This is a genomic window from Lysinibacillus fusiformis (assembly GCF_016925635.1).
Classification (GTDB): Bacteria; Bacillota; Bacilli; order Bacillales_A; family Planococcaceae; genus Lysinibacillus; species Lysinibacillus fusiformis_F.
The window spans coordinates 1,467,052-1,479,433 of record NZ_CP070490.1 but is presented as its reverse complement, the minus strand read 5'-3'; the positions used below and the strand labels follow the sequence as shown (position 1 = coordinate 1,479,433).

Sequence of the window (12,382 nt, the reverse complement as noted above, 5' to 3'; positions counted from 1 at the left end):
AAATTTAGGGGTGAATGATATGAAACAACAAGGTATTTTTGGAGATGGCAAAACGGTTGTTATTGTCATGCTATTTTTAGCGGGTGTCATTAACTATTTAGACCGTTCAGCATTATCAATTGCAGCACCATTTATTCAAGAAGATATTCATCTAACGTCAACACAATTAGGGATTATCTTTAGTAGTTTCTCTGTTGGGTATGCCATTTTCAACTTCTTAGGTGGCATGGCTTCCGATAAATTTGGTGCCAAGTTAACGCTATTTGTAGCGATGATTGTATGGTCTTTATTCAGTGGAGCAATGGTATTAGTCGTTGGATTTGCTTCATTGATTATTGTTCGAATTGTATTTGGTATGGCGGAAGGACCATTGTCATCAACCATAAATAAAATGGTGAACAACTGGTTCCCTGCAGATAAGCGTGCTTCGGTAGTAGGGCTAGCCAATAGTGGTACACCACTTGGTGGTGCGATTGCAGGTCCAATTGTTGGTTATATTGCATTAGCATATGGCTGGAAATATTCATTTATTGCGATTATGATCCTTGGATTTATTTGGGCAATTGTATGGTTTAAAGTGGTAAAAGAAAAGCCGAACAAAGAAGACAGTGTAGAATCAATGGCAAACTTAGAGATTGCAGCAGAAGATATCAATCATAGTCGTGGTCTATCTTACTATTTAAAACAACCAACTGTATTATTTACAGCCTTTTCGTTCTTTGCCTATAACTATATCCTATTCTTTTTCTTAACTTGGTTCCCAAGCTATCTAGTAGAAGCTCGTGGAATGGCTGTAAAAGATATGAGTATAGTGACGGTTATTCCATGGATTTTAGGGTTCTTAGGTTTAGCAATGAGTGGAATTGTATCGGATTTCATTTATAAACGCTTTATGCGTAAGGGAGTTTTATTCTCTCGTAAAGTCGTTCTAGTTACATGTTTATTCTTAGCAGCTGTATCAATTGGCTGTGCAGGTATTGTAACAACAACAGTTAGTGCTGTTGCGCTTGTTGCTACCTCTGTTTTCTTCTTATATTTAACAGGTGCTATCTACTGGGCAATCATCAATGACGTGGTGGAATCTAAATATGTTGGATCTGTTGGTGGCTTTATGCACTTCCTTGCAAACACGGCAGGTATTATTGGACCAACTTTAACAGGTTTCCTGGTAGACAGAACAGGAACGTTCTCTGCGGCTTTCCTACTTGCAGGTGGTTTAGCGGTCATCGCTTCATTAGCAGTTATTAAATTTGTTACACCAATTGTTCATAAAGAAATAGCTTAAAAATAGAAAGGATGGATTCAAATGAACAATCAGTCAGTTATTAAAATTCATCCAATGGACAATGTAGCCATAGCCTTGAGTGATCTTCCTCAAGGCTTTTTACTTCCATTGGATGGGACCGAAATAACTTTACAGCAACAAGTACTACGTGGGCATAAGATTGCCATCACAACTCTTTCTAAAGATACACATATCATGAAATATGGTTTTCCAATTGGTCATGCGACAGAAGAAATCTCAGCAGGTAGCTGGGTTCACTCACATAACATGAAAACCAATTTATCGGGTGAATTAAGCTATGAATTTAATCCAAAAACACATCCTGTAGCCGAGCCTCGTCATGCACAGCGCACGTTTAAGGGCTATCGTAGAAAAGATGGTCAGGTTGGAGTGCGAAATGAAATCTGGATTATTAATACCGTTGGATGTATTAACAAAGTAGCTGAAAATCTGGCGAAGTTGGGCAATCAATTATTGAAGGCTGACAATTTTGATGGTGTACAGCATTTCGCTCATCCATATGGTTGTTCACAACTCGGTGATGATTTAACGTATACACAAAAAATATTAGCTAATTTAATTCACCACCCAAATGCAGGGGCAGTGATTGTATTAGGGCTAGGGTGTGAGAACAATTATATTGAGCTGTTTAAGAAAACAATCGGTCATTATGATGAACAACGCGTAGCCTTTTTAAATGTTCAAGAATCTGCAGATGAAATGGAAGAGGGTCAACTATTGCTTGAAAAAGCCTTTGACTATGTGACGACATTTGAAAGACAAGCATTACCTATTTCAGAGCTGAAAATTGGTTTGAAATGTGGCGGTAGTGATGGTTTCTCTGGCATTACAGCTAATCCGATGATTGGCGTATTTTCTGACCAATTGATCTCAGCAGGTGGTGCAACAGTGTTAACGGAAGTTCCAGAAATGTTTGGGGCTGAACAGATTTTAATGGAACGTGCAAAAGATGCCTCTGTTTTTGAGGATATTGTGCATTTAGTAAATAATTTTAAACAGTATTTTATTAAATATAATCAACCTGTCTATGAAAATCCCTCCCCGGGAAACAAAGCGGGTGGAATAACAACATTGGAAGAAAAGTCACTTGGCTGTATTCAAAAAGGGGGATTCCAAGAGGTAAAAGAGGTGCTTGATTATGGCGACCGTATGTCAACAAAGGGGCTACATTTACTAAATGGTCCAGGAAATGATCTTGTATCAACAACAGCACTTGCCTCAACAGGCTGCCAAATCGTCCTTTTCTCAACAGGTAGGGGAACACCGTTTGGAGGACCTACACCTACAGTCAAAATTTCAACAAATACACCACTTTATGAACGTAAAAAAAATTGGATTGACTTTAACGCAGGGCAGTTAGTGGAAGGTAAGCCGATGGATGTATTAGTCGATGAATTTATGGATTATATAGTAGCGCTAGCTTCAGGAGAAGTACAAACAAATAATGAGAAATATGGATTCAAAGAAATCGCCATTTTTAAAGATGGCGTGACGATGTAGGAGAGAAATGACATGAAACATCCTATTAAAATAATGCAAATAGGTGATGGGAATTTTATTAGAGGCTTTTTTGACCTAGCAGTTGAACAACTACAAGTCCCTTGCAGTATTGTTTCAGTCGCAGCAACAGCAAGAGGAAAAACAGTCAAACAGCTAGAAGAACAACAGTTGCAATTCACTGTGATGGAACGTGGGTTAAAAAATGGTGAGGTTATAGAAGAAGAAACCACTGTTAAGATTATTCAAGATACGATTCATCCGTATGAGAACTGGCATACATTTTTACAATATGCCCAGTCAGAAACATTAGAAATGATTGTGTCTAATACAACAGAGGCAGGAATTTATTACGAAAATATTCCTTATCCTACTGCCTGTCCAACAAGCTATGCAGCAAAGTTAACCGTCTTTCTAGAACAATATTACAATCATTTTCAAGGTAAAAAACAATTGGCAATTGTGCCTTTGGAATTAATAGAACAGAATGGCTCTACATTAAAAACGATTTGTCTACAGCATGCTAAAGACTGGAATTTGCCTACAGCATTTAATGAATGGCTTGCTACTTTAACTTTTTGTAATACACTTGTAGACCGTATTGTAACAGGTTATCCACAAGATTATCAGGGGGAGGATGCCCTTTACACAGTTTGTGAACCGTATTTCTTATTTGTAATTGATCAAAAAGAGCCATTTAAACATTGGCCAACAAGTCTTGATTTCCCTTTTGTCTTTGATGATTTAGACATGTATCGGAAACGCAAAGTCGCCATTTTAAATGGTAGTCATATTTTGCTTTCAGCATTCGGCAAGATTTTTAACTACACAACTGTAAGAGAGGCATTTTCTCATGCAGGCGTTCGAGTCTTTATTGAAAAAGTAACAAACGATTTTACTCAACGATTCCAAGTAGATGAACACTATCAGCAAGATGTCTTTGAACGTTTTTTAAACCCATTTATTGAGCATCAGCTATATGATATTCAATTAAATGAGTTATCCAAGTGGCAAACACGTATTGCTCCATATGCTGAAACAGAAATTTACTATCAAGCTTTAGCATTAGGGATGTATGCAATGAATCCAACACGCTTTTCCATGCGTGAATCGGATCAAGTTATTGAAAAACTAGCTGAAATCCATAACCATTTTGAACAAGGTCAGACAGAGCCAATGCAACAATTCATCGAACAACATTTCCAGTGTGATGCAACCAAGGTTATTCAGCAATTATCCACAATTAATAGTTTATTGGAGGAAATAGCATGCGACAATTAATAATTAATGAACCATTTCAAATGGTAGAACGTGAAGTAGACAAGCCGAGTATTGAAGGAAGTCATGATGTTTTATTAAAAATCACACATATTGGCGTGTGTGGAACAGACACACATGCTTTTGCAGGCGAACAGCCATTCTTTAGTTATCCACGTGTGTTAGGTCATGAACTAGCTGCTATCGTAGAAGAAGTCGGTGAAGCAGTGAAGGACATTCAAGTAGGTGATCGTGCAACAGTTATTCCATACATCCATTGTGGAGAGTGTGTTGCATGCCGTCGAGGTCAAACGAACTGCTGTAAATCCTTGAAAGTATTAGGTGTACATATGGATGGAGGTATGGGCGAATATATCGTAGTTGATGACAGTATTGTGATTACTGATAATGCTGTGTCAGGTGATCAATTAGCCATTGTGGAACCATTAGCTATTGGTGCCCATGCAGTACGTCGTTCAGAACTAACAGCAAATGATACGGTACTTGTTATCGGTGCAGGGCCAATTGGATTAGGAGCGGCTCGTTTTGCTAAATTACGTGGCGCAAAAACAGTGTTAATGGACTTAAACGAAGAACGTTTAAAAGAAGGACAGGCATGGACGGAAGCGGATGGCGTGATTGTTGGTAGTCATGACGTAATGGCCCAGTTACATGATAAATTTAATGGCGAACTACCTACAGTTGTCTTTGATGCAACTGGCAATCAACAATCAATGGAATCTTCATTCCAGTATGTAGAAAATAGTGGCACATTAGTGTTTATTGGCTTAATGAAGAAGACCATTACTTTTAATGATCCTGAATTTCATTCCAAGGAATTAACGTTGAAAAGCAGCCGTAATGCGACGTTAGAAGACTTTGAGACGGTTATGAACTACATGCAGTCAGGAGCTATAAAGCAAGGCTATGTCACGAAAAATATTGCATTCGATGAAGCGATTTCTTACTTTGAGGCAAAACAATACAACACGAATAAAGCACAAATCTATTTTAAGTAATGGGGAGGGTTTTCAATGAATATTTCTGTACCAGCATTAAAAGAAATCGTTGTTCGAAAATTCACAGCTGAGGGTGTTGACGCTGAAACAGCAGCGCAAGTAGCAGATGTTTTGATTTATGCAGATTTACGTGGTGTCAGTTCTCACGGTGTTATGCGTGTGGAGCATTATATAACACGTTTAAAGGCAGGTGGCATAACGAAAAACCCCCATTTTTCAGTAGAAAAAAGAGGCACAAATCACCTTCTTTTTAAAGGGGATAATGGTTTTGGGCATGTCATTTGTAAGGAAGCGATGGATGAAACGATTAAAATAGCTAAGGAACATGGCTCATGTACAACGATTATTCAAGAAAGTAGCCATTGTGGGGCGCTTGGCTATTTCCTTGAACAAGCAACGAGCGAAAATTTAATTGCTATTATGTGCTCTCAAACCGACTCAGCAGTCGTTCCTTTTGGGGGAAAAGAGCCTTACTTTGGTACGAATCCAATAGCTTACGGTTTTCCAACCAACGATAAACCGATCATTTTGGACATGGCAACAAGCAATGTAGCACTCGGAAAAATTTTATATGCACGTGAAAAAGGCGAGACAATCCCAAATTCGTGGGGAGTTGATGCACAAGGGGCGCCAACTACAGATCCTCACCAAGTCAAATCTTTAACACCGTTTGCAGGACCAAAAGGATATGGGATGGCACTTGTAGTAGATGTTCTTTCTGGAATTTTAGCAAGTGCAGCTTTTGGTCCACACATTTCAAAAATGTATGGTGATTATGAACAGAAACGAAATCTTGGACAATATTTATATGTATTAGATCCAAATATTTTTGGTGACGTCGAGCTATTCAAAGAAAATATTTCACAAATGATTAATGAATTACATGATGCGCCAACAGCACCCAATTTTGATCAAGTACAGGTGCCTGGTGAGATTGAACAGAATCGTAGTGCAGAAACAATGGATAAGGGCATTGATTTACCTGAACAAGTGTATAACTATTTGAATAGTTAATTTAACCAGTAAAGTATGCTATGCTACATAATACCAAGGAGAGTTTTCATATTTATAGGTAGGAGATTGATTTTAGTGAAAAAAACAACAATTGCCGATGTTGCACAATATGCAAATGTTTCGAATAGTACAGTATCGCAATATTTGAATAAGCGATATGAATATATGAGTGCAGACACTCGTAAGAAAATTGAAGAAGCTGTTGAAGCATTGCAATATCGTCCAAATTTAATGGCTCGTAGCTTAAAACAGAAATCTACCTTTACAATTGGTATTATTGTGGCGAATATTATCCATGACTTTTCAACGAAAATTATAAATGCACTGGAAGCAGAGTTCGATAAAGAGGGCTTCCATATGATTGTATGTAACTCGGCGGATAACCCTAAAAAAGAGAAAAAGCATATTGAAACTTTACTAGAAAAACAGGTAGATGGCTTAATCGTTTTTCCAACGGGAGAAAATAAAAATCTCTATATAAGGCTTCATCAACAAGCAATGCCAATCGTTTTTATTGACCGTTTTATTGAGGGAGTAGATATTCCAGCTGTGTTGCTTGATAATTTTTCTGCCATGAATACGGCAGTAGAGACGTTCCGCAAACAACCATTAGCCATTATCACTACCTCTTTAGCCTTACCGATTACTCCTCGTGTCGAACGCTTAGAAGGGTTTCGTCAAGCGCTCAGAAACAGGAATCTGTTCATTGATGAGCGCTATATAATAAATGGTGAACCAGCTGAGATGGCAGAGATATTCAATCAATTATTTACATTGGAACAACCACCAAAGGGAATCATTGCGGCAAATGATCGTATTTTTGAAGAATTAATGCTTTATATTAAAAAAAGAAATTTACATGTGCCTAATGATGTACAAGTAATCGCTGTGGATGATGTACCATATGCAAATTTTTTAACACCTTCCATTACAACATTGCAACAACCCATTTTACCAATGGCTCAGAAAGCGGCATCATTGCTCTTAGCAAAAATCAAAAAAGAACATCTTGCTGATGAACAAAAATTATATCGCTTTAAACCGATATTAATTCAGCGAGATTCAACTAATTAAAAAGGCAACCCAAAGCTGTGATCTTAGCTTTGGGTTGCTATTTTTAGTTGCACCAATATTCATCGCTAGATATGATTATCTAAAGGAATACTTTTATGTAAAAAAAGACCAATAATTCATTCTTAGGTGATGGAAAGGAGACTTATGCGCATTATTAGGAAGTATCGTCTCATTCTGTTTGGCTTTGGTTTCTCGTATTTAGGAAATTGGGTAAATCTAGTTGCACTCAATTTATTAGTTTGGCATTTAACAGAATCGCCTACTGCTATGGCTAGTATATTTATTGTAGGACCGATTGCTCGAATTTTAACAAGCTTTTTTGCAGGCTCCATTATTGATCGCTCGAATAAACAAAAATTAATGATCTATAGTGATATCATTCGTGGCATATTGATTTTATTGTTACCATTTACGTCTTCTATTTGGCTCATCTATTGCGTATTATTTTTATCTAATATTACAAGTAGCTTTTTTGGGCCGAGTAGTACCTATTATATTTCGAAATATATTCCAGACGAAGATAAACAATCCTTTAATGCAATATTAGGAATGTTTAGCTCAGGCTCATTTTTAATTGGGCCAGCATTGGCTGGGTTTATCATTGCCATTTCAAATGTATCTGTAGCATTTTGGTTTAATGCCTTGACGTTCTTTATCTGTGCGCTCTCGATTTTTAAGCTTCCAGCAGTAGAAGATCATCAGGAAATGCAGCGGAAACCCATTACTTGGAAGATGCTAAAAGAGGATTATGGTATTGTCTACGCTTATATTAAAAAAGAGCAAGTCTTTGCCAAAGTATTTCTATATTTTCAAGGTGCATTGATGATTGCCTTTGCATTAGACTCACAGGAAGCTACATTTATTAAACAAAAGCTACAAGTGTCAGATAGTCTATACGGTATCATTGTTAGTATCGCTGGGATTGGGGCGATCATTGGTGGAGCAATGGCTGCTCGTTATGCTAAAAGGTTTTCAACTAGACAATATATTGTCTATGGTCTGCTTTTGACCACAATTTCCTACACATTATTTTACTCTTCACCGAATGTGACAATGGCGATTATTAGCTTTATTGCATTAGGAATATGTATGTCATTTTGTAATGCGGGATACAGCACCTTTTATCAAATAAGTGTACCGACAGAAATTATGGGCCGTTTTGGTAGTATTTCCACAATGGTCATCAACGTGCTACAGATTGTCTTTACGTTAGCTTTAGGATTGCTAGCGGAATGGCTCTCACTACAAATGGTATGTATTGCATTTGGAGTCATAGCTATTTTCATCGCCCTAGTTTTATCTGTATTTATGCATTCAAAATCGGCCTATGAAGGTCTGAGGGAAGAGATTGTTTGAATACAATGTCAGGTTATTATATGGGGAAACTTAATTGTTTCTAATTAAAGTTAGAATTATTGGATAGACCGCTATTATAAGATGTTTTTTTAGAAAAAGTTAGCACTCATATAATGACAAAATGATTCCAAAATAACCTTATGTCAAAATTTGAGGAGGTTAACATGGCTAATTCAAGACACCGAAAACCAGATGATCGATCCAATAATGTTGAACGCATGCGTGACATTGTTAAAAATACTGAAGAGAAAGTTCAAGAAGCAGAAATTAGTATGGAATTTGCAGATCCTCTAGAAAATAACAGGCTAAAAGAAAAAAATAAGCGACGTAAACAGTCAATTGAAGCATTAAAAGAGGAAATGAAAGATGAAATGGCAGCACGAAAAAAAGGTGAAGTTTAAAATTGGATTTTTAGAAGAATCAATAGTGATTCGGAATTAAGCGAGAAGAGATCTTTTAAAGGAAACCGAAAAAATCTGCATGTAACAATAGTGTCTTGAGTATTTGTTTACTATTTTCCACTAGGCAAAAACAGATGGATTAGATGTTCCATAATGGACCTCTATACTGCCATCTGTTTTTATTTTGAACGTGTTTACTGGATTTTTTTACATAATTACTAGATTAAAAAGTATGTACATGAAATTCTGAAAAAATGAACCTTTTCTAGTAGTCAATTGTTTATAACGTAGAACAATTAGAAAGGAGTGCCTTGAATTGACAGAACGTGAATTATTCGATTCATACAACAAAGATGTATACCGTACCTGTTATTACATGCTACGGAACGCCCAAGATGCGGAAGACCTCTGCCATGATGTATTTGTCACCGTCTTTCGTCAGGATTGGAGAAGTGTAGAGCATACACGTGCTTGGATTTTACGAATTGCGATGAATCAATGCTTAAATTTGCTTAAAAGAAAGCAGGCTCAGTTAAAAAAAGTGAGTCAGGTACAGTTGCTGCAGGAGCAAACTACGGCAACAGTTAAATCTGTAGACACCATTGTATTGGAGAAGGCAGCAGAGGAGGAGTGGGATGCACTACTCAGACAGCTACCAGAAAAGTTAATGGCTGTTGTCACCCTTCGCTACATCGGTGAGCTATCATTAGTGGAAATTGCGGAAACACTAAAGATTCCGGTGGGAACAGTGAAATCGAGACTCCATAAGGCATTGAAAATTATGCGCAAAAAACTAGAACAAAATCAAAATCTATGGTTGAAGGGAGAGAATCAGTTTGGAACGCATTGAAAAGAAATTGAAAAAAGAGATGAAGGCAGACCATAACATGAAGTATCCTGATTTTGAACAAATGTGGAGCAGTATCCAACAGGATGAACTAAAAATCGTGGATGAACCGATCGAACTTCGACCGCGTAAAAGAAAGAGATTTGTATTGGTTGCAGGATTAGCTGTCGCTCTAATGGCTACCCCTGTCTATGCAGCATTGAATTATGATTGGTCAACTATTCTTTCTTATAGAGCTGGTATTCAGTCTGCATTAGATCAGGGCTTAGGGCAGACGATTGAACAATCTGTTACGAAGGATGGATTTACGCTCACTGTACATACGGCGTTTATCGATGATAACAGAACCTTTCTTTTATATAGTTTGAAACCTGATGCCTCTTGGGATGGAGAGAATATTGGCTTTGAACTTACCGGACTTAAAGATTCCAAGGGTAACTTTATTGAAGGGAATTATACACATTCTTGGAATGAGGAGCTTGGTACCTTTCAGGGTTATTTTGAAACGGATTGGGTGGCTGAAGGACAGATGACAGAAGTGGAGCTTATGATGGAGAATATTCAGTTCATCAGCGATGAGAAATATTCTATCGACTATAATCCAAATGACTTGACTACGCAAGTGTTCCCTATTCAAAAGGATGGAGTTGACACAGTGTCTATTCAATCTTTTGAACAAGATGAAGGTAAAATATTGCTTAAAACGGCAGTTACACTTACAGATTTAAAAGTCCGAAATACAGGGATATTCATTGAGGCGATTAATAATACGAATCATTCAATTGAAACAGGGAAAAGATCTTTCATGGGAAGACAGGGAGCGAAAGGAGAATATTTTAGTCAGCAACTATTCGAGTCTGAAGCCTTACAAGAGGAGGGAACTAAATTCCAAATTTCTTATAACCGCATACTAGAAACAAAAGAAAGCACTTGGAATATGCAACTAAATCTCTCTAAAACACAACTGGAAAATACGTCATTTAAGAAAGTACTAGATATTCCAATTGACAACGTGCCTGGTGGAACTAAAATTCATGAAATGTCGGTTACACCGACCCAAGTTCGATTGATTCTTACTCAAGAAAAATACGAAACTTTTCCTTATATGGATTATCAACTGGATGTAGGTGGAACTTTATTGACTGGGTATATTTCGAGTGAAGTTGGAGATCCTAATGAAACAGAGCTGCGCTTTGAAATAACTGGACTAAATGGAGCCTCTTTGGAAAATCAACCTGTAGCTTTCGTTGCTAAGAACCATGTTGAAGGTTTATACGGAGACGACAATTCAATCCAATTAACGAACATATCAGCAAAGCCTCAAAGTGTAACATCTAATATAGCAGGGTACTCAATTTCATGGACTTATTATATGAAGGACAATAACCTTTATGTGGAATCATTAAGCCCTGATCCAGGGTTTGCTGGAGTCAATCAAACCTATTATTTAGAGGGTAAAGAAAAAATCTATGGAACGCCTGAATATATGGGCATTCTTGAAAATAATAAAAGAATGGATGTTTATGAGAATTTTGACAAGAAGGAGCTAGAAATTCTCATTTTTAAATATTTAACTAACAAGCCCAATGATGAGCTACGTATACCCCTTACATTTGGAAAATAACAGCATTAATAACCCTATCTATTTGACTCTTCACTATTCAAATAGATGGGGATTTTTGTTTTCTTATAAAGATTAAAGTGCTTTACATAAAAAGAAATGTATAATATAGTTTAGTTAACTTAAATAAATTAATGCGCAGGAGAAGATACATGACCTCTAACGAAAAAACACAAAAATCATTTGCTTATAAGCTTGGATTAGGCATTATTATCTTTTCTCTTTCACTATGGTTAATCCCAATCATTACACCTTTCACACCGATACCTACAAAAGTAAAGGCTGGGATTATACCAGGAAGTATTATTGTAGCTGAAATCTTATTTTGGCTTGGTGCTTTACTTGTTGGAAAAGAGGTAGCTAACAAATTTAAAAGCTATCTAAATCCTAAAAAATGGCGAGAAAAAGGTGACACTCAAAAAAATGAAGAATAACAAGGTAGCGGAGCAAATTAATCAAACCATTGAAGATATTTGGATCATGCTTGAGAAAATGGAAAGGGCTTATACTAATTACTCCTTAAATAATCAGCAATATGTTCTTTTAACATTAGTGATTCGTCATCCGTCCTGTTCACCTTCAGAACTAGCAGATAAAATGGCTATTACGAAAAGTGCAGTGAGTCAGCAATTAGCTAAGCTTGAACAGGATGGCTATATAATGAAAAGGCAGCATGAAGAGGATAAGCGTGCATTTTCTGTTGAATTGGGTGAGAAGGGGCAACTATATAAACAGGAAATCGAAGCCTTTAATCAACAGATTACAGAAAAGTACCATGCTAATTTATCATCTGAAGAATTAGCTGAAATGTTAGCTACTCTAGAAAAAATGAAAAAAATACTGTATGAATTTTAGAAAAAGTTTGACATTTAATCTGGTGTGTCTTATAGTAACCCTTAATATTAAAGGGGGAATAAACATGGTCATTACTCTTGTCCAATCATTCACAACAAAACATCATCATCATCACTAGTCTTGCTATCTTTATTA

At 36.8% G+C, this 12,382-nt stretch carries 12 protein-coding genes; all 12 read left to right on the top strand.

The genetic code is table 11. The annotated features are described in order from the left end of the window. The first annotated feature begins 19 nt into the window (after nucleotides 1–19). The 12 genes from JTI58_RS07365 (at nucleotide 20) to JTI58_RS07310 (ending at nucleotide 12,247) form a co-directional block, all read left to right on the top strand. On the top strand, nucleotides 20–1,285 hold the full coding sequence (locus tag JTI58_RS07365; protein ID WP_205446101.1) for an MFS transporter: 1,266 nt from the start codon (nucleotides 20–22) through the stop codon (nucleotides 1,283–1,285). Between the two features lie 21 nt (nucleotides 1,286–1,306). Further along, the gene (locus JTI58_RS07360) at nucleotides 1,307–2,806 is read left to right on the top strand and encodes a UxaA family hydrolase (protein WP_205446100.1); all 1,500 of its coding nucleotides are present in this window, start codon (nucleotides 1,307–1,309) and stop codon (nucleotides 2,804–2,806) included. Nucleotides 2,807–2,818: 12 nt separating this feature from the next. Next, complete coding sequence (locus JTI58_RS07355; RefSeq protein WP_205446099.1) at nucleotides 2,819–4,084, top strand: mannitol dehydrogenase family protein; 1,266 nt, start codon at nucleotides 2,819–2,821, stop codon at nucleotides 4,082–4,084. Further along, entirely contained in the window at nucleotides 4,072–5,079 is a 1,008-nt protein-coding gene (locus tag JTI58_RS07350) for a zinc-binding alcohol dehydrogenase family protein (RefSeq protein ID WP_205446098.1), read from the top strand. Before JTI58_RS07355 ends, JTI58_RS07350 begins: the two co-directional genes overlap by 13 nt. Nucleotides 5,080–5,094: 15 nt before the next feature. Beyond that, the gene (gene allD / locus JTI58_RS07345) at nucleotides 5,095–6,093 is read left to right on the top strand and encodes an ureidoglycolate dehydrogenase (protein ID WP_205446097.1); all 999 of its coding nucleotides are present in this window, start codon (nucleotides 5,095–5,097) and stop codon (nucleotides 6,091–6,093) included. A 75-nt stretch (nucleotides 6,094–6,168) separates the two neighbouring features. Beyond that, nucleotides 6,169–7,167: a LacI family DNA-binding transcriptional regulator gene (locus JTI58_RS07340; RefSeq protein WP_205446096.1), complete on the top strand. Its 999-nt coding sequence runs from the start codon at nucleotides 6,169–6,171 to the stop codon at nucleotides 7,165–7,167. A gap of 144 nt (nucleotides 7,168–7,311) precedes the next feature. Further along, entirely contained in the window at nucleotides 7,312–8,523 is a 1,212-nt protein-coding gene (locus tag JTI58_RS07335) for an MFS transporter (RefSeq protein ID WP_205446095.1), read from the top strand. Between the two features lie 164 nt (nucleotides 8,524–8,687). Then, the gene (locus tag JTI58_RS07330) at nucleotides 8,688–8,924 is read left to right on the top strand and encodes a small acid-soluble spore protein Tlp (RefSeq protein ID WP_205446094.1); all 237 of its coding nucleotides are present in this window, start codon (nucleotides 8,688–8,690) and stop codon (nucleotides 8,922–8,924) included. Between the two features lie 316 nt (nucleotides 8,925–9,240). Beyond that, nucleotides 9,241–9,774, top strand: a complete 534-nt coding sequence (locus tag JTI58_RS07325; protein ID WP_205446093.1) for an RNA polymerase sigma factor — start codon at nucleotides 9,241–9,243, stop codon at nucleotides 9,772–9,774. Beyond that, complete coding sequence (locus JTI58_RS07320) at nucleotides 9,761–11,395, top strand: DUF4179 domain-containing protein (protein ID WP_205446092.1); 1,635 nt, start codon at nucleotides 9,761–9,763, stop codon at nucleotides 11,393–11,395. The genes JTI58_RS07325 and JTI58_RS07320 overlap by 14 nt, the downstream gene beginning before the upstream one ends. Nucleotides 11,396–11,544: 149 nt before the next feature. Then, a complete protein-coding gene (locus tag JTI58_RS07315; RefSeq protein WP_205446091.1) occupies nucleotides 11,545–11,826 on the top strand; it encodes a transporter suffix domain-containing protein in 282 nt (93 codons plus the stop codon). After that, the gene (locus tag JTI58_RS07310; protein WP_205446090.1) at nucleotides 11,816–12,247 is read left to right on the top strand and encodes a MarR family winged helix-turn-helix transcriptional regulator; all 432 of its coding nucleotides are present in this window, start codon (nucleotides 11,816–11,818) and stop codon (nucleotides 12,245–12,247) included. The genes JTI58_RS07315 and JTI58_RS07310 overlap by 11 nt, the downstream gene beginning before the upstream one ends. Nucleotides 12,248–12,382: the final 135 nt, after the last annotated feature.